The 23,597-nt window shown below is 73.5% G+C and carries 16 protein-coding genes and 1 pseudogene; 10 read left to right on the top strand and 7 right to left on the bottom strand.

What is annotated here, in order from left to right; translation table 11 throughout:
* Nucleotides 1–94 precede the first annotated feature (94 nt).
* A complete protein-coding gene (locus AB0J04_RS24720) occupies nucleotides 95–4,366 on the bottom strand; it encodes an NEW3 domain-containing protein (protein WP_363170718.1) in 4,272 nt (1,423 codons plus the stop codon).
* Between the two features lie 115 nt (nucleotides 4,367–4,481).
* Complete coding sequence (locus AB0J04_RS24715) at nucleotides 4,482–5,366, bottom strand: MurR/RpiR family transcriptional regulator (RefSeq protein ID WP_363170717.1); 885 nt, start codon at nucleotides 5,364–5,366, stop codon at nucleotides 4,482–4,484.
* A gap of 170 nt (nucleotides 5,367–5,536) precedes the next feature.
* On the opposite strand from AB0J04_RS24715, the gene AB0J04_RS24710 reads away from it, so the two are divergent.
* Nucleotides 5,537–6,343, top strand: coding sequence for an SIS domain-containing protein (locus AB0J04_RS24710; protein ID WP_363170716.1), 807 nt, complete (start codon nucleotides 5,537–5,539; stop codon nucleotides 6,341–6,343).
* A 7-nt stretch (nucleotides 6,344–6,350) separates the two neighbouring features.
* Here AB0J04_RS24710 and AB0J04_RS24705 read toward each other — a convergent pair whose 3' ends face one another.
* Nucleotides 6,351–9,440 (bottom strand): beta-N-acetylglucosaminidase domain-containing protein, encoded by a 3,090-nt coding sequence (locus AB0J04_RS24705; protein ID WP_363170728.1) that lies wholly within the window; start codon nucleotides 9,438–9,440, stop codon nucleotides 6,351–6,353.
* A gap of 208 nt (nucleotides 9,441–9,648) precedes the next feature.
* Here AB0J04_RS24705 and AB0J04_RS24700 point away from each other — a divergent pair.
* Nucleotides 9,649–10,458: pseudogene (locus AB0J04_RS24700) on the top strand (alpha/beta hydrolase).
* A 50-nt stretch (nucleotides 10,459–10,508) separates the two neighbouring features.
* Here AB0J04_RS24700 and AB0J04_RS24695 read toward each other — a convergent pair.
* Nucleotides 10,509–11,147 (bottom strand): hypothetical protein, encoded by a 639-nt coding sequence (locus AB0J04_RS24695; protein WP_363170715.1) that lies wholly within the window; start codon nucleotides 11,145–11,147, stop codon nucleotides 10,509–10,511.
* A 227-nt stretch (nucleotides 11,148–11,374) separates the two neighbouring features.
* On the opposite strand from AB0J04_RS24695, the gene AB0J04_RS24690 reads away from it, so the two are divergent.
* Nucleotides 11,375–13,027, top strand: coding sequence for a sigma-70 family RNA polymerase sigma factor (locus AB0J04_RS24690; protein ID WP_363170714.1), 1,653 nt, complete (start codon nucleotides 11,375–11,377; stop codon nucleotides 13,025–13,027).
* 132 nt (nucleotides 13,028–13,159) lie between these two features.
* Here the strand turns inward: AB0J04_RS24690 and AB0J04_RS24685 are convergent, their stop codons facing one another.
* Nucleotides 13,160–13,834 carry a hypothetical protein gene (locus AB0J04_RS24685; protein ID WP_363170713.1) on the bottom strand — a complete coding sequence of 225 codons (675 nt, stop codon included), beginning with the start codon at nucleotides 13,832–13,834 and terminating at the stop codon, nucleotides 13,160–13,162.
* Between the two features lie 121 nt (nucleotides 13,835–13,955).
* The gene (locus AB0J04_RS24680) at nucleotides 13,956–15,125 is read right to left on the bottom strand and encodes a S1 family peptidase (protein ID WP_363170712.1); all 1,170 of its coding nucleotides are present in this window, start codon (nucleotides 15,123–15,125) and stop codon (nucleotides 13,956–13,958) included.
* Nucleotides 15,126–15,324: 199 nt separating this feature from the next.
* Between AB0J04_RS24680 and AB0J04_RS24675 the strand changes: the two genes are divergently transcribed.
* A complete protein-coding gene (locus AB0J04_RS24675; RefSeq protein ID WP_363170711.1) occupies nucleotides 15,325–16,281 on the top strand; it encodes a helix-turn-helix domain-containing protein in 957 nt (318 codons plus the stop codon).
* 110 nt (nucleotides 16,282–16,391) lie between these two features.
* The gene (gene gap / locus AB0J04_RS24670) at nucleotides 16,392–17,393 is read left to right on the top strand and encodes a type I glyceraldehyde-3-phosphate dehydrogenase (RefSeq protein WP_363170710.1); all 1,002 of its coding nucleotides are present in this window, start codon (nucleotides 16,392–16,394) and stop codon (nucleotides 17,391–17,393) included.
* Here the strand turns inward: gap and AB0J04_RS24665 are convergent.
* Complete coding sequence (locus tag AB0J04_RS24665; RefSeq protein ID WP_363170709.1) at nucleotides 17,387–19,519, bottom strand: FUSC family protein; 2,133 nt, start codon at nucleotides 19,517–19,519, stop codon at nucleotides 17,387–17,389. The two genes, gap and AB0J04_RS24665, sit on opposite strands and share 7 nt — an antisense overlap.
* A 204-nt stretch (nucleotides 19,520–19,723) precedes the next feature.
* Between AB0J04_RS24665 and AB0J04_RS24660 the strand changes: the two genes are divergently transcribed.
* The 5 genes from AB0J04_RS24660 (at nucleotide 19,724) to AB0J04_RS24640 (ending at nucleotide 23,520) form a co-directional block, all read left to right on the top strand.
* Nucleotides 19,724–21,277 (top strand): alpha/beta hydrolase, encoded by a 1,554-nt coding sequence (locus AB0J04_RS24660; protein WP_363170708.1) that lies wholly within the window; start codon nucleotides 19,724–19,726, stop codon nucleotides 21,275–21,277.
* Nucleotides 21,274–22,029, top strand: a complete 756-nt coding sequence (locus tag AB0J04_RS24655) for an NUDIX domain-containing protein (protein ID WP_363170707.1) — start codon at nucleotides 21,274–21,276, stop codon at nucleotides 22,027–22,029. Before AB0J04_RS24660 ends, AB0J04_RS24655 begins: the two co-directional genes overlap by 4 nt.
* Nucleotides 22,030–22,085: 56 nt before the next feature.
* Entirely contained in the window at nucleotides 22,086–22,751 is a 666-nt protein-coding gene (locus AB0J04_RS24650; protein WP_363170727.1) for an alpha/beta fold hydrolase, read from the top strand.
* Between the two features lie 165 nt (nucleotides 22,752–22,916).
* Nucleotides 22,917–23,156: a hypothetical protein gene (locus AB0J04_RS24645; protein WP_363170706.1), complete on the top strand. Its 240-nt coding sequence runs from the start codon at nucleotides 22,917–22,919 to the stop codon at nucleotides 23,154–23,156.
* 70 nt (nucleotides 23,157–23,226) lie between these two features.
* A complete protein-coding gene (locus tag AB0J04_RS24640; RefSeq protein WP_363170705.1) occupies nucleotides 23,227–23,520 on the top strand; it encodes a hypothetical protein in 294 nt (97 codons plus the stop codon).
* Nucleotides 23,521–23,597 lie beyond the last annotated feature (77 nt).

Here is a 23,597-nt window from a genome sequence, read left to right as displayed (position 1 = left end):
CGGGTGCTGTGCCCCGGATCCGGTTCCGGGGCGGGAACCGGGAGGGTGTGTCGGCCGGGGGCCGGCGTCCGGTCGTCGGTCGGCGTCGGTCTGCTCATGGCGTGACCTCCAGGACGACCGCCTCCGAGTAGGCCACGCAGCCGTGCCAGCCGGCCTTCGTCATCAGCCAGTACGACCCCGGCGGCAGCGCCGACCCGTCCACCTCCACCTCGCACACCGTGCTCTCCCCGGCCGCCACGACGAATCCCTGGCAGCCCGGTCCGACACCGGCCCAGGTGCCCCAGGACGACAGCGCCCACAGCGTGCCGCTCACCGGCCCCCGGGTGGTGTTGCGCAGGCTCACCGGCACCCGCACCCGCTCACCCCGGCGCACCCGGACGCGGTCGACGCCCAGGTCCATCACCAGGCTCGGCCCGGTCCGCCCGTCGGGTCCGCCCTCCTCGGCCCCGCCGGGCACGTCCACGGCCACGACGTCCTCGTAGGTCTGGCCGCCGTACGTCAGCCGCGCGGCCAGCCGGTGGCGGCCGGGCACGGCGTCCGGCGGCGGGACGACGGTGACCTCGGTGAGCGTGAAGCCGCCCGGGCCGAGCGCGTACGGCAGTTCGGCGGGCTCGGCGCTCCAGCCGCACGGCACGTCCACGGTCACCGTGCCCGACACGGGCGCGTCGGTGAGCTCGGAGGAGACGCGCACGGTCGCGGTGACCGGACCGTCGGCGGTGAGCACGCCCGGCGACAGGTAGACGGCCACGGGCAGGTTCCCCCGGGGCGCGGGGCCGGAGTTGTGCAGCCAGTACCGCGTGTACACGGGCTGGGCCGGCTCGTGCGCGGCCACCCCGGCGCCCTCGACCGGCCGTCCGTCGAGCGGCGAGGCCAGCACGGTGGCCACCTCGAAGCCCGTCAGATCCAGCTCCAACGCGCCGTCCGCGTCGGGGGCCAGCGGCTCACCGGGCCGTTCCAGCACGTCCGCCCGAACGCCCTCGGCCCACCCGGTCGGGCCGGTCAGCCGCGCCCGGACCGGCCGGCCGTCCACCTCGTGCGCCCGGACGGCGACCCCGCGTGCGGGGTCCGCCGGCGTGGTGCCGCCCCGGGCCAGCGGGGAGCCGGCCGGCTTCAGCGCGTCCAGCAGCACCCGGCCCTCGGGCCGCAGCGTCAGCAGGGCCGTGGACCTCGGCAGGCCGACCGGTGTGTCGCGGGGCTCCCGCCGCCGTGCGGTCAGCGGATGGTTGAAGGCATGCCCGGCGCGCGGCCAGCCCAGGTCGCGCCAGTCGCCCTCGCCCGCGACGACCGCGTACTCGAAGGTGTGCGACCAGCGCTGCAGCTGGAACGCGGAGCCGTCCGGGGCGGTGCGCCGGGGCGGGTCGACCCAGATGCCCGAGGGCCAGCCCGTGCACGAGCGCATGAGGGACATGTAGAGGTCGCCGGAGGAGGTGACAACACAGCCCGGGGTGCCCCGGTTGAGGACCGCGAAGCCCCGGCCGTCCCAGGCGTCGCCCGGCGGCAGCGCCTCGCCGCCGCCGGCCGCCGTGGCCCGTACGGTCGCGTCGTCCAGGTCGGCGATCAGCGCGTCGACGGCCTTCGCGTCGTCCTGCGCGCCCGCGCCCGCCACCACGAGCAGCGGCAGCCGCTCCAGATCGCGCAGGTCGGCGCCGGGCGCCCACTCCTCGCGCAGGGAGGCGCGGGGCGCCACCCACACGGTGGCGAGGCCGTCCTCGGCCAGTTGGCGGCGCAGCTCGCGGGCGGCCGCCGGGTCCCAGCCGAGGGCCTCGGCGACCACCGGGTTGCGCTCCGGGCCGCCGACGGCGATCCGGATGTCGGGCAGGTTGGAGTCGACCTCCAGGTCGCCGTAGCGCGGGCCGCCCGCGATGGTCGAGGTCGCCGTGACGCCCGTCCGTACCAGGGCCGCGGCGAGTGACGTGCCCAGGTCGCCCGCGGAGTCCCAGTCGGCGAACACCAGCTCGGCGACGCCGATGGAGCGGTGTCCGAGCAGCGCGCCGGCGCCGTCGTGGACGGCGACCCGGGCGGTGGAGCCCAGCCCGAACCAGGTGTTGGCCGGGTTGTCCAAAGTCCACGGGAACTGCTCGCTGTCCACCTCCACGAATCCGAAGCCGCGCCCGATCACCGCGTCCGCGACCTCGTGCACCGGCAGTCCGCCGCGCACGTCCGAGGGCCAGCGCACCCGGATCAGCCGGTCGGCGCCGTCGTAGCCGTCCACGGTGGTCGTCACGTCCAGCCGGTCGACGCCCTCCCACAGGGTGAGCCGCTGGGTGTAGCGGAACAGGCCGAGGTCGGCGCGGACGGTGATGCGGGAGCCGGCCGGGGAGTGCTCGACATCGATGTCAGCGGTGACGTCCCGGCTGCGGGCGGCGGTGGTGCCGGTCGGGGTGAGGTGCCAGGGGCCCTCGCCGAAGCGGGGGTGCCTCGGGTACTCCTCCTGCACGACCAGTTCGTTGCCGATGTCCCCGGGGCGCAGCAGCTCCCGGTCGCCGTCGCCTGCGGTGCGGGCGCGCAGGCTGCTGACGCCGCCGCCGCGCGCGGGGTCGACGGTCACCTCGTAGAACTCGTTGCGGATGGTGGTTCCCTCGCTCGCGGTCCAGCCGGGCACGCGGCCCTCGGCGAGGGAGAGCGCCTTGAGGCCCATGCCGGGCACGTCGGGTACGACGACCCGCAGTTCGCCGTCCTCGCGGACCGCGGGCAGCGGCAGGCCGGTGAGGTCCAGCGGGACCAGGCCCGGGTCGTCGACGGTCAGCACGTCCCGTCGCCGCCAGGTCGCGGAGTTGAAGACGACCAGGTCGGGCGCGCCGCCGGGCAGCTCGACCACCTGGCGGGCCAGCGCGTCGGTCGCGTCGGCGTGCACGGTCTCGGCCAGGTCGTACAGCTCCCGCCAGCCGGTGAGCAGGTCGATGTACACCTGGTCCGACTCCGAGCCGGTGATGGCGTCGTGGTGGGCGCCGTAGATCAGCTGCCGCCAGGCCTTGTCGAGGGCTGCGTCGGGATAGGGACGTCCGGTGACGAGCGAGGCGAGGGTCGCCCAGGCCTCGGCGTCGGCGAGCAGCGTCTCGCCGTACCGCTGGGCCTGCTTGGTGTCGATGTAGGAGACGTCCTTGCCGGTGTACACCGGGTTCATGTCCCGGGTCTGCGGGGACGCGACGCGCCCCTCCCGCTCCAGCTCGTCCCGGACGGCGGCGAAGAAGTCCCGGGGGATGCCGCTGACGAACCGCGGCCACACGTACCGCTCGTTCCAGTCGCGGTGGATGCCCATCACCCAGCGGCACGGCGGGGCGTAGTCGCCGCCGACCGGCAGCAGGACGTTGCGGGTGAGCGCGACCTTCTTCAGCCCCTGGAAGAGCTTGAGCGCGGCGGCCTCCGCCTCGGGCAGCGCGGGCGCGTTGTCGATGGCCCAGCCGGCGCCGTAGTGGTTGACCATGTAGGCGGTCAGCAGCCCGCGCCCGGAGGGGGCGATCCAGCTGAACTCGGCGGGGAACTGCATGCGTCGGGGGTCGCGTGGCTCCTCGCCGAACACCGACAGGGTCGGCCCCCACTGGTGGAAGGGGCCGCGCGCCCAGGAGCTGGAGGTGATGCCGGCGTCCGCCATCAGCCCCGGGAACTGCGGGTCGTGCCCGAACGCGTCCAACTGCCAGGCGGTCTCCGGCGCGGCTCCGATGATCCCGCGCTGGAAGCCGTCGCCGTACAGCGCGTTGCGGACGGTCGCCTCGGCGCCGGTGAGGTTGGTGTTGGGCTCGTTGTAGGTGCCGCCCATGATCTCCACCCGGCCGGTGCGGATCAGCTGGCGCAGGAAGGACCGCTCCTCGGGGAAGGCGTCCCAGTAGGGCTTGAGGTAGTCGACCTCGGCGAGCACGAAGGTGTAGGCGGGGTCGCGCCGGGCCAGGTCGCAGTGGGCCCGGACCAGGCTCATGCCGCTCTGGCCGCGCGAGTCGAAGGTGCGTGCGGCCAGGCCCGTGCGGGCGGGGTCGTCGGCGACGTCCCAGGTCTCGGTGTAGGCGGCCTGGGTGTTCCACCAGACGGGGTCGTAGTGGAAGTGGCTGACCATGAACATGGTCCAGCCGGGCTCGGCGGCGGTGAACTCGGCCGTGTGCCGGGCCAGCAGAGCGCCGTCCTCGGCGGTGACGGTGATCTCGCGGCGCTCGCCCGGGGCGAGGCCGTCGGCGGCCACGGATATCTCGGCGTGTACGGTGCCGTCCTCGCCGACGGTGACCACGGTCTCCCCGACGCTGTGCACGCCCGGTCCTGCCACGGTCAGCCGGACCGGTCGGCCGGGATCGTGCTCGACGTCGACGGCGACCACCTGACGCGGCTGGTCCTCCGTGCCGGTGAAGAGCTCGGTCGACTCGACAGACATGACACGCATGGGGCTCCTCGGAATGCGCGGGGAGCCCCATCCTGGCACCGTGGGGTGGTTCAATCAACCATCTCTTGCGGCATTGGTTGGCTCAACCATGCATGCCGGGTGTGTGCCGCTCGGTTCAGCGGGTCCGCCGGGTCTTCACCGCATGCGCCCCGGCGATGTGGTCCGTCAGCGCCAGGGAGGCGCTCGCCCGCTGGTAGGAGAGCTGTCCGACCCGTACGTAGAGGCAGTCGATGAGCATCAGCGCGGAGTGTCGGGCGCCGATGCTGCCGGTGCGGAAGCTGGTCTCCGAGGAAGAGGAGATGAGCCGCACATCGGCGGAGCGGGCCAGCGGCGAGCGCGAGTCGGCGGTGAGCGCGATGGTGGTCGCGCCACGCTCCTTGGCCAGCTCGAACGGCTCGATCGTCTCCCGGGTGGCCCCGGAGTGGGAGATGCCGATCGCCACGTCGGCCGGGGTGAGCAGGGCGGCGGAGGTGGTGGCCCCGTGCACCTCCGTCCAGCCGCGCACCGCGCACCCGATGCGGAACAGCCGGGTCTCGGTCTCCTGGGCCACCGCCCCGCTGCCGCCGACCCCGTAGACGTCTGTGCGCCGGGCGCGGGCCACGGCCTGGGCCGCGCGCTCGATCGCGTCCAGGTCGATCCGGTCGATGGTCTGCTGGATGGCCCGCAGATCGGCGGTGCCCACGACCTGGACGACCCGCTCCAGGCTGTCGTCGGGGGAGATGTCCGGGCCGATCTCGGCGCTGCCCCAGTCGGAGGCCTCGCCGCGGCCGCGCTCCTGGGCCAGTTCGATCAGCAGGTGCTGGTAGGAGTCGAGGCCGATGGCCCGGCAGAACCGGGTCACGGTGGCCTGGGAGGTGCCGGTGCGGCGGCCCAGCTCCGCGGCCGAGCAGTGGGTGACGGCGGCCGGATCCTCCAGGATCAGCTCGCCGACCTTCCGCAGCGAGCCGGCCAGCCGGGGCAGCTCGGTGCGGATGAGAGTGGTGACATCGGTCGAGGGCATGCACAGAAGGTATCAGCCACCCGTTAGAGGCACGTCTGAATACCACGACCGGAATTCGCCCGCTGCGCCCGGGGCGAGCTGGGCCATTGCCCGCGCCGCCGCCACTGTGATTTATTGATTCACCGGTAGGTGTGTATGGGGTGGTTCAATCCACCAGTGGGGAGTTCCAGGTGTCTGTCGAGTCCGATGACGAGTCCGTGACCGGGTCCGGGTCCGGGACCGAGCCGGTGAGCGCCGACCGCTTCGCCCGCGAGAGCCTGGCCGTCCTGAACGACCTCACCGAGTCCGCGCGCGCCGACGTGAGAGCCGCCGCCGCGCTGGTCGCCGACTGCATCCGCGAGGACGGCGTCCTGCACGCCTTCGGCACCGGCCACTCCCAGGCCATGGTCCTCGAACTCGCCGGCCGCGCGGGCGGGCTGGTGCCCACCAACCGCCTCCAGATGGCCGACCTGGTCCTCTTCGGCGGCGACGACCCCAGCGGCCTCGACAACCCGCTGCTGGAACGCGAGCCCGGCATCGCGCTGCGCCTGTACGAGCTCGCCGAGCCCCGCCCGCAGGACCTGTTCGTCGTCATCTCCAACTCGGGCGTCAACAACGTCATCGTCGAGATGGCCCTGCACGCCAAGGAGCGGGGGCACCGGCTGCTGGCCATCACCTCGCTGGCCCACACCCGGTCCGTGGCGGCCACGCACCCGAGCGGCAAGAAGCTCGCCGACCTCGCGGACGTCGTCCTCGACAACAAGGCCCCTCGCGGCGACGCGCTCCTCGACCTCCCGGCCGGGGGCGCGGTCTGCGCGCTGTCCACGCTGACCGGGGTGCTGCTGGTCCAGATGACGGTCGCGGAGACGGCCGCGCAGTTGCTCGCCTCCGGCGACCGTCCTCCGGTCTATGTCTCCGCCAACGTGCCCGGCGGCTTCGAGGGCAACCTGGAACTGGAGCGGCGGTACGCCGGACGGATCCGGCGCACCGCGAGCTGAGACCGACCTACGGCACCGGTACGGGGGTGAGCGCGACGGCGAGCGGGTAGGCGCCGGTCGGCAGCGGGGGCCCGGTGGCGCCGGACGCCGTGTCGACCGGGATCAGTCTGTTGCCGTCCGCCGTGGTGACGTAGATCGTGGCGCCGTTCCAGTCCGGAGCCACGTCGAAGGCCGAACGGCCCACCGTGACCGGCGTCCCCGGGGCGCCGGTCACCGTGTCGACCGGCGTGACCGTGTCCCCCGTGCTGGGGCTGACCCACAGGGTCCGGCCGTCCGGGGAGAGCGCGAGGCCGTAGGCCTGGCCGGCGACGAGGAACGTCGGCCCGGTGTCGTTCGTGGCCGTGTCGATCGGCGTGACCGTCGAACCACCCGAGTTCGACACGTACACGGTCCGACCGTCGGGAGACGCGACCACGTTGAACGGGGACGGACCCACGGGGATCGCCGCCCCGGCCGTGCGGGTCGCCAGGTCGACCGGGGTGACCGTGGCGTCGTGGATGTTCGCCACGTACAGGGTGTCCCCGTCGGGCGTGACCGCCATGTTCTCCGGACCCGAGCCGACGGCGACGGCCGCACCCGCCGTCAGCGTGCCGGTGTCGACGGGCTGCACGGTGCCGTCCGTGTAGTCGGCCACCCACAGCGTGCCGCCGTCGGGGGTGAGGGCGAGCCCGGCGGGGACCCGGCCCACCGCGACCGTGCCGGTGACCGTCCCGCTCGGCACGTCGATCACACTGACCGTGTTCGACCCCTGGTTCGCCGCGTACGCGGTGCGCCCGTCGGCGCTGACGACGACCTCGCCCGGGTTGGCGCCCACCTTGATCTCGGCGCTCGTGCCGGACACGAGGTCGATCGAACTGACCGACGCCCCGCTGAAGTCGGCCGTCAGCGCCCGCGGGCTTCCCGCGCCGTCGGTCACCTGGACGGGGATCGCCCGGGTGAGCACCCCCGCGCCGCCCGAGACCACGACCGAGCGGACGCCCGCCGAGGCGTCCGAGGAGGCCGTGAAGGTGACAGCGGCGGAGGCGCTGCCGCCCGCCGGGACGGTGACCGTGCCGCCGTCCGGGGACGCCGTGACGCCGGCGGGCACGGTGGCCTTCCACTCGACGGACCGGGCGGCGGTGGACCGGTGGTCGGCGAGGGTGAGGGTGACCGTCGCGCTCGCGCCCGGCTTCAGGGCCAGCGAGCCGGGCGAGAAGGACGGATCCACGCCGGGGTCGGGGGCGTTCTGGATCATCGCCGTGTAGAGGAACTGGTCCATCACGCCCGGCGACACCTGCTGCGCAATCGCGTCCAGCGCCTTGCGCTCGCCGCGCAGCCGGTTCCAGTACGTCGACACGGCCTCGGTGTCGCCCCGCTTGTCGGCGAGGAGCAGATCCACGGCCGTCAGCCCGGCCGCGCCGTAGGAGCCGAGCTTGTCCAGCCAGGCCGAAGTCTCGGTCAGGAAGCCGGGGCCGGCGAGGCGGGCGCGCAACTGCGCGGGCGTGGCGGCCATGTCGGTGAAGTAGGACCGCAGTGCGGCAGCCGCCCGGTCGAGGCCGCGGCCTTGTTCGTACGCCGTGCGGAAGGCGGCGATGAGCCGGGTCAGCGTCGGGGACTCGGTGGGGTCCAGCTGGGAGGAGTAGTTGTTCTCGGCGAAGATCCGCAGCCATTTCGCGGCCTTCGCCGTTCCGGCGAGGTCGTCGACCGAGGCGAGGAAGGCCGCCCGGGGGTCGTAGCCGTCCGGGTTCCACAGGTAGGCCGCCGAGGTGAACAGCGCGAGCCTGCTCGCCTCGCCCTGGACCATCGGGTTGGCGGTGACGCCGACGGCCTCCCGTGCCACGTCCGCCTCGCGGCCGGTGTAGGGGCCGAGCAGCAGTCGGCTGGTGACGTAGTCGTTGACGGGGTAGTTGTCCCAGAGCAGGATCGGGTGCCCGTAGACCGTGCGGGCCTGGCGCAGTTGCGCGGCGGTGACGGTGGGCGCGATCACGCCGACGCCGGTCCACTCGACGACGACGTCGGGGTCCAACTGCTCGCGGAGCGCCTTCTTGTAGGGGGTGTCGGCGAGGTCGGAGTACTCGGTGGGGACCATCTCCAGCGGCTGGAGCCCGGTGCGGCCGGCGGAGAACTCCTGCCACACCTGGTTCAGCAGATGGGCCTGCGCCGCTCCGGCCGCCCCGCCCCCGCTGCCGAACCTCTCCTCGTCGGCGGGGCAGTTCCACTTCGTGTAGCTGATGTCGTCCAGCGGGATCGCGAAGGAGCGCACGCCGATGTCGTACAGCGAGGCGAACTTGCGGACCAGCGCGGTGATGTCGGTGTCCGAGGAGTAGCAGACCGACAGGCCGGGGGAGAGGGCGTAGGTGAAGCGGACGTGGTTCGCGGCCGCCCGGTCGACGAGTTCGCGCAGCCTGCCCAGTTCGGCGGCGGGGTACTCGTCGCGCCACCGCTCGCGCAGGTAGGCGTCGTCCTTGGGGGAGTAGACGTACACGTTCTGTTTGGTGCGGCCGTAGAAGTCGAGTTGGCCGAGCCGCTCGGCGTGTGTCCACGGCGTGCCGTAGAAGCCCTCGACGACCCCGCGCAGCCGGGCCGTCGGCCAGTCGCGGACCGTCACCTCGGGCAGGCGCGGGCCGGTGAGGAGCTGGCGGAGGGTCTGGGCGGCGTAGAAGGTGCCGGTGGCGTCGACGCCGGAGAGGGCGAGCAGGGCGCGTCCGGCGTGTCGGCCGGAGGCCAGGACGTACCCCTCCGACGGCAGCCCGGCGGGCGACTTGACGCCCAGTTCCCGCAACGCCCGCCCGGTGGCCGGGTTTTCGCCCGGACCGCCGACGAAGACGGTGAGTCCGGCCGCGGGCGGGTGCTCGCCCGCGGGGACGGTGACGATCCGGTCGGCCCCGGCGGCCCGCAGCGCGGCCTCCACGACCCGGCGGGCGGCGGGGTCGGTGTCCGGTCCGACGACCTCGACCACCCGGTCGGGGACGGCGAGTCGACGACCGTCGGCCTCGATGTGCCGGGGCGTCGGCCACACCTGGGGAACGGTGGCGGCGGGCGGCTGGACCGGTGCGGCGGCGGCCGACGGCAGCGAGGGGAGCGTCAGGCCGAGGGCGAGGAGCAGGGCCCGACGCAGGCGCCGGGGTCTGCGGGGAGGTTCGGGGCGGCGAGCGAGAGCTTGGGTGAATGAAGTCACCAGAAGAGGCTAGAGATGCTGAATCGAGCATTCAAGAGGGCGGTGTGGGCCCGACGGCGGGGAATGCGCGTGCCGTGCCCGGCGGTTGCGCCCTTGACGGTGGTGAGCACCAGGACCGGGAGGTACGGCATCCGCGAGCGAATGGCAGCTGACGAAGACGTTCCGCAGTTCCTCCGGCGAGGTGCGCCGGGACCGCCTGGGGCAGCCCGGCCGGGATCCGGTCGTCCTCCTTCACGGCACGCCCTTCTCCTCCTAGGTCTGGCGCGCCGTCGCCCGCTCGCTCTCCCGCCGCCATCAGGTGTACGTGTGGGACATGCCCGGCTACGGAGCCTCGGAGAAGTACGCCGGCCAGGATGTGTCGCCGGCCGCCCAGGCAGGGATCTTCACCGAGCTGCCGGCTCACTGGGAGCTTCCCGAACCCGCGGTGGTCGCCCATGACTTCGGGGGTGCGGTCTCCTTGCGGGCGCATCTGCTGCACGGCGCCCGCTACCGCGCCCTCGCCCTGGTCGACCCGGTCGCGCTCGCGCCGTGGGGCTCCCCGTTCTTCCGGCTCGTCGGCGAACGCCCCGAGGTCTTCGAGCGGCTGCCGCCCGCGCTGCACCGCGCCCTGGTGCGCGAGTACGTGAGTTCGGCCAGCAGCCCCGGACTGCACCCCGCCGTCCTCGACCGGCTGGTCGAGCCCTGGCTCGGCGACCCCGGCCAGGGGGCTTTCTACCGCCGGATCGCCCAGGCCGATCAGCGCTGCACCGACGAGGTACAGGACCGGTACGGCGAGATCGACGTCCCGACGCTGGTGTGCTGGGGCGAGGACGACGTGTGGATCCCCGCGGTGAAGGGACGCGAGCTCGCCGACCGCATTCCGGGTGCGCGACTGGAGCCGATCGCCGGCGCGGGCCATCTCGTCCAGGAGGACGCGCCCGCCGAACTCACGGCCGCCCTCGTCGACTTCCTCCGATGAACGGGCCGACCGGGGGATGAGCGGCCACCGACCGGCCCGCTCCGCGGGGCCTATGCCTCCACGGCGAACGGGTTCCCGTGCCCGGGGAGTCGACCGCCCGGTGGAACGTAACGGAGCCGCCCGGCCAGGTCGGTCACCGATGTGAAACCGGCGGCCTCCAGCAGGGCGGCGTTCTTGGCCCGGTAGCGCCGGCCGACGACGAGGCCGACGGGCATGAGGGCCATCAGCACGGCCCAGACGACGCCTGCGACGACCAGGGCGGTGGTGTGTGCGGCGAATCGGAAGGCGAAGGCCGCGGCCATCACGGTGAAGCCGGTGCCGCCGATCGCGATCAGCTGCTTCTCGGTGTACCTGGTGGAGAGGTCGAATGCCATGCGGGCCTTGAGGAGGTCGAGGGCCTCGGGGACGAAGGGCGGCAGCGCGCCCCCGTCGGCGGCGTTCGGGTAGCGCGCCCGGTTCTGCTCTGCCCGCGCCCTGGCCTGTGGGCCGGGGTCGGGCACGATGAGCATCACATAGCCGTTGCCCTGCGGCCCGCCGCCCTGCGTGACGTCCGCGTACTCGTACCCGAACTGCTGCGCGATGAAGGCGAGTCGGGTGAGTTTCTTCATGGACGCCATGGCGCTGGTGACCCGAACGGGCTCCCCGCTCGCCATCTGGCGCAGCATCTTGCGTACCTGTCGCTTGCTCACCGGTGCCCCCCCCGTCACTGACGATGCGCCCAGTTTCCCATAGCGGCATGTTCATGCAGAAAAATCATGCGCCCCGCGCGGGATGTGACTTCTCCCATTGCACAGGTGGCACAGCAGCCGCCAACCTCTCCTCGCACAACTTCACGAAGAACTGTTATCCGGTGGTCCCGCGGAGATCCCCGAAATGACGGACAGCATCGTTCGGGGTCGAGGACAGGGAAGCAGCAATGAGCGAACGGCACACGGTGGAGGCGGCGGCGCTGGTGACCGCCGCCCGAGCGGGCGATCACGCGGCACAGGACGCGCTCGTCAGCGTGTACCTTCCGCTGGTCTACAACATCGTGGGCCGGGCGTTGAACGGCTCGGTCGACGTGGACGACGTCGTCCAGGACACCATGCTGCGCGCCCTCGACTCACTGGGCTCGCTGCGGGAGCCCGAGAGCTTCCGCTCCTGGCTGGTGGCCGTCGCCATGAACCAGGTCCGCGCGCACTGGAACCGCCGACAGCCCGTCCACGGCGGGGTGGAGGAGGCCGACGCGGTGGCCGATCCGGGCGCGGACTTCGTGGACCTGACCATCGTGCAGCTCCAGCTGTCCGGCCAGCGGCAGGAGACCGCGCGCGCCACGCGCTGGCTGGAGCCCGACGACCGGGGGCTGCTGTCCCTGTGGTGGCTGGAGTGCGCGGGTGAGCTGACCCGGGCGGAGACGGCCGCCGCCATGACGCTGTCGCCGGAGCACACCGCGGTCCGCGTGCAGCGGATGAAGGCGCAACTGGAGGCGGCACGCGTGGTCGTGCGGGCGCTGGACGCACAGCCGCCGTGCCAGGAACTGCGCGGCGCGCTCGCGGGCTGGGACGGCCGGCCCTCGGCGTTGTGGCGCAAGCGCATAGCCCGGCACGCGCGCGGTTGCGCCCGCTGTTCGGGCCTGTGGAGCGGACTGGTCCCGGCCGAAGGCCTGCTGGCCGGCCTGGCCCTGGTCTCGGCGTCCTCCGCGCTCCTGGCGAACACGCGCTCCGCCGCCGACACCGTCGCTCTGGCCGCCGCGGAGTCCCCGGTCGGCGGGGACGGCGACCTCGGCGTGTCCGTGCGGTCGGGGCACCGCAGCGCCGCGGGCGAGCGGACCGCCTCCCGCACCGCGGCCCGGCGCAGGCGGCGCACGCGCCGGCGGGCGGTCGGCGGCGCGGTCGTGGCGGCCTGTGTGGCCGGCGGCGGCTTCTCCTACTTCGGCATGCAGCCGGAGGGCGGGACCGAGGACAGCGCCGCGGTGCGGCCGGCGAGCGACGAGACCGTCTCCGACAACCCCACACCGGACGCCGGCCGCGCGAGCTCGCCGTCGCCCTCGCCTTCCCCGACGGTGTCCGCGTCGGCGTCGAAGTCGCCGAGTGCGAGCCCTTCGCCGAGTCCCGGCAAGAGCAGGACCGTTTCGGCGTCGGCGCCGTCGAAAACGTCCGCGCCGAAGCGGTCCGCCTCGAAGACACCGGTCGCACAGTCGGGTTCGTCCGATCGGGAGAGCCAGGTGATCGCGCTGGTCAACAAGGAGCGGGCGACGGCGGGCTGCGGCGCCCTCACGGCGGACGCCCTGCTGCGCAAAGCGGCCCAGGGGCACTCCGACGACATGGCCGCCCGCGACTTCTTCGACCACATCGACCCCGACGGCGTCGACCCCGGCCAACGCGTCACGGCCGCCGGCTACCGCTGGTCCACGTACGGCGAGAACATCGCCAAGGGGCAGCAGACCGCCGAGTCGGTGATGACGTCCTGGATGAACAGCGAGGGCCACCGCGCGAACATCCTCAACTGCGACTTCAAGAACATCGGCGTGGGGATCCACGACGGCGACGGCGGCCCGTGGTGGACCCAGAACTTCGGCACCAAGCTGTGATCCGACAGCCGACGCCGGCCTCCTGGTCGCAGGGGTGACGTGGGCATGGCGCATCGTCCGCGGTGACGCGCGGGTTCGGCTGCGGACACCGTCCGGCTCACGCGTTCGTGACGTTCCGTCAGGCACCCGCTGTCAGACGGCCGTCCGGGTCCCGCAGGCGTCCGGCGTTCGCCGCGTCGGCCAGCAGGCGGCGCACCGCGGGGGCGGGCATGCGGACGACGACCGGTTCGGGCAGGGTGACGTCCTGCACGGCCGTCGATCCCCGTCCCGACACCCGGTCGGCCACCCGCGCCACCACCCGCATGTCGAGCGTGAACTGCACCAGCACCGACTCGAACTGACGTCGTAGCGGTCGGTGCCCCGCGGCCCGGTGACGGCGAAGGCCCGGCCGCGCCCGTAGAACGACTCGGGTCGCCCGGCCAGCTCCGCGCCGATCTCGGCGACGACGTCGTCCCGGCGGCCGATCTGCTCGGCCAGGGTGGTGGTGACGAACTCGTGGCCGGTGAGCGCATAGGCCGTCGACAGCCCTCCCGCCTCCATGTGCCGCAGATACGGCGGGAGTTCGAGGGGGCTGTCGTCCACCTCCGCGATGGCGTCCAGCATCGGCGGGTTCCGGCGGCCGGCGGTGGAGGGGCCCGCCCCGTTCAGCGCCGCGACGGTGGCCGCGTTGCCCGCGGACTGCTGAAGCCCCAGCAGCGGGTTGGGCCCACTGCCGCGACCTGCCGTCCAGGGGGCACGCGTCGCCAGCGGGGACCGCTCGCGGGCACTGCTGTGACGGTTGTCGCCCGTCTGCCGATGATCTCGCACGCGCGTCAGCGTAGGGAGCGTCGAACGCCTCGGCGGGCGTCGCACGAAGTGTTCAACTCGTGTATGCCCGCAGGTCGTCGACCACGGGAAACGACCCCCGCGTGTGGGGAGAGGGGTGCGGTCAGTAGGTGTGCAGGGTGAGGCCGTAGCGGTTGAGGATCTCGTTCACCGGCTGGAACCAGGTCTCGCCGCCGCCGCTGCAGTTGCCCCAGCCGCCGGAGGTCACGCCCTGGGCCTGGTCGCCGCTGATGAACGAGCCGCCGGAGTCGCCGCCTTCGGCGCAGACGCTCGTCTTCGTCATCTGATGCACCGCGCCCTCGCTGTAGTTGACGGTCTCGTTCTTCGCGAGGACCGTGCCGCAGTGCCAGTGCGTCGTCGACCCGGACCGGCAGACGGACGAGCCGACGGGCGCCTCGGCCGAGCCGCGCACCAGCCGGTCGGGGATCGTCCCCCAGCCGAGCACGACCGGCACCGTCCACCAGCCGCTGCCCACGTTGACCCAGGCGTAGTCGTTGTCGGGGAACGAGGAGCCCTGGAAGTTGCCGATGTACGAGCCGTCCCAGCCCCGCACGCCCGCGCCGGCCTGACCGCAGTGACCTGCGGTCACGAACCCGCCGTACACCGAGAAGCCGATGGAGCAGCGGAAGTTGCCCGTGTAGTAGGGGTCGCCGCCGACCGTGCCCGCCGCGAAGGTTCGCGGGGCCGCGGCGACCGTCTCGACGGTGACGGGACCGGCGGCGCGGGCCTGCGCCAGGAACCGCTGGACATCGTTGTCCGAGCGTCGGTCGCGGACGACGGTGACCACGACCGTGTTCGCCACCGGGTCGACGTGCCAACTCCCCACCGCGGAGGGCGCGGAGAGCCGGTCGATGCGCGACTTCGCCGCGTCCAGCGCCCGTGCGCTGTGCTCGACGACCCGGACACCGGCTCCGTCGGCGCGGATCGCCGCACGTGTGGCCTGCGAAGCCCGCGCGGTGACGGCCACGGTCAGGCGACCCTCGGCGGCGTCGAACCAGGACCCCGCGTACGCGGCCCCGGCCGTGCGGCGCGCGCTCGGTTCGAGCGCGGTGGCGGCCTGTTCGGCCTCGAGCCGGGCCACGGCCTGTTCCTCGGTGAGCCCGAACTCCTGCCGCATGGCCTGGAGCAACCCGGGGGAGGCGGGTGCGGCGGCGGTTGCGGCCGTCGATCCGGTCGTTCCGGCCGCCGCCGCGGGGAGCGTGTTCGTGCCGCCGAGGGCGGCGAGCGTCAGAAGCGCGGCCAGGCAGACGTGCTTGAGTCTTGTGCGTCTCATGGGAGTTGCCCTTCGTCGTTCCAGGGAGGTGGGGGTGGAACAGCGGATCCGTGAGAGCGCTCTCAGGTGTGGCGCGGCAGAGCTTAGCCCGTCCGTGGTGTCAGGTCTATGCCAATGCCGGGCCGGGTTTCCGGGCCGCGACGGCGCTGCTGTTCAGGCCTGACGAAGCCGGGCTCCGGCCCCCCGTACCCTGGTGCGGGTGTCGTCCTCCCGCCTCCGACGTGTCGCCGTCCTCGTGCTCGAAGGGGCGAAGCCGCTCGATGTCGGCATCCCCGCGCAGGTCTTCACGACCCGCGCGAGCATGCCCTACGAGGTGCGGGTGTGCGGGGCCGCACCCGGCCTGGTGGCCGGCGGCGACGGGCTGTCGTACCACGTCGCCCACGGCCCCGAGGCGCTCGAATGGGCCGACGTCGTCTTCATCCCCGGCTACCGCTTCCCCGACCGGGAGGACCCGCCGCGGGTGGTCGTCGACGCGCTGCTCGCCGCCCATGCCCGAGGCGCCCGGCTGGCCGCCATCTCGACCGGCGCCTTCGCACTCGCCGCCACCGGTCTGCTCGACGGCAGACGCGCCACCACGCACTGGCACTACACCCGGGCGCTGGCGGCGAAACATCCCCTCGTCCAGGTCGACGAGAACGTCCTGTTCGTCGACGAGGGCAGCGTGCTGACCTCGGCCGGCGCCGCCTCCGGCATCGACCTGTGCCTGCACATCCTGCGCCGCGACCTCGGCGTGGCCGCCTCCAACCACGCGGCCCGCCGCCTGGTCGCGGCCCCCTACCGCAGCGGCGGTCAGGCGCAGTACGTGCCCCGCAGCGTGCCGGAGCCGCTCGGCGAGCGGTTCGCCGCCACCCGGGAGTGGGCCCTGCACCGGCTCCACGAACCCCTCACCCTGGAGGCCCTCGCCCGGCACGCGGCGGTCTCCGAGCGCACCTTCTCGCGGCGCTTCGTCGAGGACACCGGATACACGCCGATGCAGTGGGTCATGCGCGCTCGCCTGGACGCGGCCCGTGAGCTGCTCGAACGCTCCGGACGCGGCGTCGAGCAGATCGCGGGCGACGTCGGACTCGGCACCGGGGCGAATCTGCGGCTGCACTTCCAGCAGATCCTCGGCACCACGCCGACCGAGTACCGGCGCACCTTCACCCGGGGCGAGTGACCGGACCGCCCGCCGGCGTGGCGGGATCCTTGCGAACCATGGCGCTCACGCCGTGGCCACGGGAGCGCGGCGCACGCGAGGCTGGTGGCGAAACCGAAGGGACACCACTCATGACTCGCATCGCCGTCAACGGATTCGGCCGCATCGGACGCAACGTGCTGCGCGCGCTCCTCGAACGCGACAGCGACCTCGAGATCGTCGCCGTCAACGACCTCACCGAGCCCACCGCCCTCGCGCAGCTGCTCGCCTTCGACTCGACGTCCGGCCGACTGGGCCGACCGGTCAGCGTCGAGGACGGCGACACTCTCGTCGTCGACGGCCACCGCATCAAGGTGCTCGCCGAGCGTGAGCCGGCGCAGCTGCCGTGGGCCGAGCTCGAGGTCGACATCGTGCTGGAGGCGACCGGCCGGTTCACCTCCGCCAAGGCGGCCCGCGCCCACCTCGACGCGGGCGCGAAGAAGGTGCTCGTCAGCGCGCCCTCGGACGGCGCCGACGTCACGCTCGCGTACGGGGTCAACACCGACGCCTACGACGCCGAGCTGCACACGATCGTCTCGAACGCCTCGTGCACCACCAACGCGCTCGCGCCGCTGGCCGCCGTCCTCGACGACCTCGCCGGCATCGAGCACGGGTTCATGACGACGGTGCACGCCTACACGCAGGAGCAGAACCTCCAGGACGGTCCGCACCGCGACCCGCGCCGCGCCCGCGCCGCCGGCGTCAACATCGTGCCGACCACGACGGGCGCCGCCAAGGCCATCGGCCTCGTGCTGCCGAACCTGGAGGGCAAGCTGTCGGGCGACTCGATCCGGGTGCCCGTCCCGGTGGGCTCGATCGTCGAGCTCAACACCACCGTCGCCCGCGACGTGACCCGCGAGGACGTGCTCGCCGCGTACCGCACCGCCGCCGAGGGCCCGCTCGCCGGCGTCCTCGAGTACTCGGAGGACCCGCTGGTGTCCTCCGACATCACCGGCAACCCGGCCTCGTCGATCTTCGACTCGGCCCTCACCCGCGTCGAAGGCCGCCACATCAAGGTGGTCGCCTGGTACGACAACGAGTGGGGCTTCTCCAACCGGGTGATCGACACGCTCGAACTGCTCGCCGGTCACTGACCGGACAGCGCCGCGGGCGGGCCTGTCCGGTGGCCGGTGCAGGCCGCCCGCAGGTCCGCCGCGAGCGCGTCGAGCCACACCTCGATGTCGCTCAGGAGCGACCGGACCGGCGGCGACGCCCGGGACGTGAGGGACGGCGGCGGCGTCAGCCGGATCCGCAGGCCGTCCGGGGGGAGGTCCGCCGCCCGGACGGCGGCCGCCTCCACCGCCTCGCCGACGTCCCGGACCCAGTCCCGGGCGGCGGCGGGCAGCTCGTGCGCATGTGCCGTCCGGGGCAGCCAGTAGGCGCCCACCAGGACGCGCGCGCCGAAGTTCAGCACGGCGAGACAGTCGAGCTCGGTCCCGGGGACGGGCACGGCGGGCTCGGTGCGGTACTGCGCGTACGAGCCCTCCGCCATGCGCAGCCGGTGCCGGGTCAGCCGCAGCGCCTGATCGGCGTCGGCGCCTCCCTCGGGGGCGTAGCCGGTCGCGGCCCCGAGGGAGGCCCGGATCAGGGGCGCGGCGTCCCGCAGCAGCGCCGCCATGCTGCGCCGCGTCTCGGCGCGTGCCCCGAAGGGCCAGGCGAGCACACCGCACAGCAGCCCGACCGCGCTCCCGGTCAGCACATCGACGACCCGCATCTCCGCGAGCCGCCAGGTCACGGGCTCGATCTGGGCGAACGCCACGGACACGACCAGGGTGAACAGCCCCTGCGCCCAGGCCGGTCCCTCCAGGGGCCCCATGGTGAACGCGAGAAGCATCATCGGGACGAGCAGCCACGCGTACACCTCGGTGGCGTCGCCCGCCCCGATGAGGAGCAGCCCGGCGGCCAGCGCACCGGCGAGCGTGCCGACGACGGCCGCGCGGACGGCGGACCAGGCGGCGAGCGCCGTGGTACGTCCCAGGGTCAGCACGGTCAGCAGCACCCAGAAGCCGTGCGAGAGGTCCAGCGAGCCCGCCACCAGACGGGCGAGCGCGAGACCGAGCGCGGTGCGCAGCGCGTTCTGGAAGACGACGGACCGCCGTGTGAGATTGCCGGCGAGGCGAATGCCGAAGAGACGGACCGTCGGGGTCCGGGCGTACCAGAACTGCTCCCGGGGCAGACCGTGCACCGGCTGACGGCCGCCGAACGCCAGCGCGACCGCCGTGCCCACGGTCACCGCCGACACCGCGACGGTCAGCACGGTCGACTGCCGCAGCAGCACCTCGTGCGGACGATCGGTGCGCCCTCCCGCCGTCTTTGACGTCGGCGCGTCGCGCGAGACCAGGAACTGGGCGATCATCTCCTCGATCAGCCCCGGGCCCGCCCCGGGGCGGGCCCGGCGCAGCGAGCCGGCCGTCTCCGCGCACGCCGCCGCCGTGCCGCCCAGGAGGGTCTGCGAGGCCATGTCCGCCGGTGCGGCGGGCAGCGCGGTCAGGGCGGCCAGCTGGTCCACCAGGCGCCGGGTCGCGGAACCCGCCTCGGCGAGCGCCCGGTCGGTCCGCCCCGCGCCGGTCGGACGGGCGCCGGGAGGCTGCTGCGAGAACCGCAGGCCCCGGCCCGCCGCCCGCAGCCGCCCGGCCAGCCCGGGCTCGGGGACCCCGGCGCGCAGCAGGGATCCGGCCGCCCGGGCCGCGAGATCCAGCGTGTCGGCGATCCGGTCGCGGTACGACGGATCCGGGGGATCCGCGGCCACCGCCAGCTCGCACAGGACGAGCGCCGCCCCGCCGACCGCGACCCCGGTCAACCGCTGCGGCAGCGTCTGGGGCGCGAAGGGCGGGAAGCAGGCCAGGATGTAGAACAGCAGCAGCCCGGGGACGGCGCCGGACAGCCGCGGCCCGCACACCGCGCCGAACCGCAGCCCGAACCCGACGAGCAGCATCCCCGCCACGGCCGGCCAGGTCCCCACGGCGAGGGCGGTGCCCAGGGCGGTGAGGGCAGCGGCGGCCGGCAGGGCACGCAGCACCGTCGCGGCGCGCCGCCGCCCGGATCCCGGCACCGGCGAGAGGACGCCGAACGTGATGGGCGTGAACAGGGCGTAGACCGCGGTCACCGGCTGATCGAGAACATAAGCCGCCGGATAGAACCCCGCCGCGGCGGCGACCGTGACCCGCGCCGCACGCCGGCCCGCCCCGACGGATTCGGCGAGCGACGGCCGCTTGGGCATCAGGGCTCCTCTCCACGCGCGCCCCTTGGATCATCCGCAACCTCAGTGTCGCGCGGGTCGGGTGATCACGCAGTCGGACGGCCCTGACGCGAGCTGTGGGTCGCCGCCGCCGACAACACTGACGCAACATCAAATGCTTTGCTCTGCAGGGATGTTCATCCATGCTGTGAGCCTTCTTCGGACTTCCGATCATGGAGGAAGGTCATGTCGCTCAGACTCCTCGTCAGCGTGCTGGCATCCGTACTGTTAGGTCAGTCGCTCGCCGGGACGGCGGCCGTCGCCGCTCCCTCGGCCGAGCCGCGGCCCGCCGGCCGCCTGGCGTGGGAGGCCTGTGAATCGCCCTATGGGGAGGGCGCCTTCGAGTGCGCCACCGTCGAGGTGCCCGGGGACCGGACGCGCCCGCACTCCGCCACCGTCGACCTGGCCCTCGTCCGCCATCGGGCCACCGATCCGGAGCACCGGATCGGCTCGCTGCTGATCAACCCCGGCGGCCCGGGCGGCTCCGGCGTCGGCTTCGCGTTCAGCGCGCCCCGGTCCTTCTCGCCCGCACTGCTGGAGCGGTTCGACATCGTGGGCTTCGACCCGCGAGGCGTCGGCCTCAGCAACCCGGTGAAGTGCGACGAAGACCTGATCGCCGCCCAGGAGCCGCTGCTCCACCCCGACGGCGACGCCGCCTTCGCCGCCCTTCGCGAGGCCAACCGGGCGCTCGGCGAGAGCTGCCGCGCGCTCACCGGGCCGCTCGTCGACCACATGGACACCGCGAGCGTCGTCCGTGACATGGAAGCGATCCGCGTCGGCCTCGGCGAGGAGCGCATCAGCTACTACGGCGTCTCCTACGGCACCGGCATCGGCCAGCAGTACGCCGAGCGCTACCCGCACCGGGTCCGCGCGATGGCCCTCGACTCCAACATGGACCACAGCCTCGACGTCTGGGACTTCCAGGAGACCAGGGCGATCGCGATGGAGGAGACGTACGGCCAGTTCGCCGACTGGTGCGCCCGCACGCCGTCCTGCGCGCTCCACGACCGCGACGCCCGCGCCCTGTTCGACTCGCTCTACCGACGCGCCGCCGCCGGTGAGCTGGTCGTGGACGGCGACTACGTCTTCACCGACGAGCACCTCCAGCACCTTGCCTTCGCCTACCTGTACAACCCGGTCGACTGGCTCCGGTTCGCCGAGACCCTCGCCGATCTGGACGCCCCGGACCCCCAGGCGAACGCACGCTCGCTCCGGCAGCGCGGCGAGCCGACGGAGTTCGCGTACCTCCCGGTGCTGTGCCAGGACCACGACTTCGACGTGCCGTCGTACGCCGCCCTCGCCGGCTACGAACGCCGGCTCGCCGGCGTCGCCCCCGTCACCCGGTTCAGCTCCCTCGCCTGGAACGACATGACCGGCTGCCAGGGCTGGCCGACGGAGGTGACCAACCCGCCGCACCGGCTGCGGGTCGACGGCACCCCGCCGATCCTGCTCACCGACAGCCGCTACGACGCCGCCACCCCGTACTCCTGGGGCGTCAACGCCGCCCGCCAGATCGGCGACGAGGCCGTGCTCCTCACCTACGACGGCGCCGGCCACGGCGACTACTGGCTGAGCCCCTGCGCGCGCGACGCCATCGACGCCTACCTGCTCACCCTGAAGACGCCCCGCAAGGGCGCCCACTGCCCCGCCGTCTGGCCGACCGCGCCCACCGCCCGGGGGGACTCGCCGACCGGCGGCCTCGTCAACCCCTTGCAGCCGGCTCCTACGATGGCTCGGTGACGAAGGCCCGAAAAGCCCTGACCCCCACGGGGGTCGATCTCTTCGACGTTCCCCGGCTTCGGCTGGTGGAGGCCGCGCCGCCGCGTCTGTCGCCCGCGGACGAGGCGGCGCGGGACCGTGCCTGGCAGCGGGCGATGGCGGCCAACCCCGACCTGTTCGACGGCCCCGTGGTGGCGTGCGCGGGCGCGGCCTGGGAGGGGCCGCGTCGGCTCGTCCTCTCCTGGACGCGGGTCACCTACCGGCACTTCGCGCTGCGCCGGGTACCCGGCAACCGGGCCTGGCTGCCGTCGCTTTTCGTGTACGTCGTGCAGCCCACGGACGACGGCAGGATGCTGATCGCTCGGATGTCGCAGGCGACGTCCACTCCGGGTCGATGGCAGCTGCCGGGCGGCTCGGTCGAGCCTCCGCAGGACGGCGAGGAGCTCGACGAGGCGGCCCTGCGCGGTCATGCCGCGCGGGAGCTGGTCGAGGAGACCGGCGTCGACCTCCCGGCTCGGCAGCTGGCGCTCTGGGCGGTCACCCGGGGCGCGCACCGGAGCATCGGCCTCGCCCATCTCGCACCGCCCCGTCCGGCGACGGAGCTGCACGAAGGGTTCGAGGCCATGACGGCCGCCGAACGGAACGCGGGGCGCACCCCGGAACTGGACCGCATTACCCTGGTGAGCTCCCCGGCCGAGCTGGCCGGGCTGGCGGGTCCGCACGTGGACTACCTGGAGCCCATTGTCCGCCGCTACACGGACACGGCCAGGTGAGAGAGGCGGCGGGGGAGTTGCACGAACGAGGAGCCGTCGAGGCGGCCGGAACCGCGCTGGTGGTGCGGCACCGGCCGACGGCCGCACCGGGCGCCGCGGTCGTGGTCCTGCACGGCGGCCGCGAACACGGCCGGCAGCCGTCGCGGGCCTGGCATCCGGCCGCCCTGCGCATGCGTCCCGTCGTTCGGGCGGCCGTCGCCGCGACGGACCGTCAGGACGTGCTCGTCGCCGAGGTGCGGTACCGCTATCGCGGCTGGAACGCGACGGCGGACCCGGTGCACGACACCGCACGGGCGCTCGACGAGCTGCGACGGCTGGCCGGCGAGGTGCCCGTGACGCTGGTCGGGCACTCCATGGGCGGCCGAGCGGCGCTGCGGGCGGCGGCCGACCCCGCCGTGCGCGCAGTGCTCGCGCTGGCCCCGTGGTGCCCGCCCGACGAACCCGTGGCGCATCTCGGCGGCACGCGGATCGTCGTCCTGCACGGAGACCGCGACCGGGTCACCGATCCCGGGGAGTCCGCGGACTACGTCCGACGGGCGCGGGGGACGGCGGCGCAGGCCGGTCTCGTCCTCGTCCGTCGGGGCGATCACGCGATGCTCCGGCGAGGCGGCGACTGGCACCGCGCCACCGTGGCGATCCTCGCCCAACTCCTGCGCCCCGAACCGGTCCGCGAGGGACTCGCCGGCCAGGCCTGCGCGGCCGACGGCCCCCTGTCGTGGTAGCGCCCGGCGCGGTCCCGGCCGGCCGCCCCGTGCTTCCCTGCGCCCCCTGGTCACCCGCACCACGCCGCATCAGGGACAATACGATGGTGTCGTCGCCACGATCGAGCTGTCGAATCGTCAAGCGGCGTCACGGAAGCGCCGATTCGTCCCGTCGGATCGTCGGCCGTGTCCGAAGCAAGTCCTGCCGTGTCGGCCCGCCCGACCGTCCACGAAAGCAGAGCCACCTCGGTGACCCCCGTCTTCGACGACACCCCGATCTACCACCGCCTCATCACCGAACGCGGTGACATCCCCGCCCAGGTGCGCGGCGAGGCCGAGCGGATCAAGCGAGACCTGGACCGCGTCATGAGCGCCCCGTCCTCCTTCACTCCCGGCCTGCCCGCGCCGCGGGGGTTCTTCGGCTGAGCGCGCCCATGGGGATGCGCCCCCGCAGGCTCTGAGGCCCGTTGTCAGTGCCGTGCTGAAGGATGCGCGGGTGAGATCGACTTCGCCACAGGCACTCGACGTTCTGCGCATCGTCTCCGACCCGCGCACGCCCGTGTTCGTCACCGAGCATGCCGGTGGACGGCGGGTGTACGGCTACTGGCGGCCGTTGGACGCCGTCGGCGGCCGGGGAGGCTGCTATGTCGCGCTGTCCGCCGCCGAGTGCGACGAGTTGTACCGGGCCGGCCGGATCACCCTGGGTGAGCCGGTCACGGACCCGGCGAAGACGACCTACCGGGTCCGGCGTCCCGAGCCTTCGATTGCACGACGACTCTCCGTGGCTTGAGCACCTTTGAGAGGCAGTCAGGTCTCACAGTCGCTCCTCGGATAATTCCTGCTTCTTTCATTGACAGCGGAAAATAA

The organism is Streptomyces sp. NPDC050263 (genome assembly GCF_040655955.1).
Lineage (GTDB): Bacteria > Actinomycetota > Actinomycetes > Streptomycetales > Streptomycetaceae > Streptomyces.
Note: the sequence above shows the minus strand (reverse complement) of the source record. Positions and strands in the feature narration are given on the sequence as shown.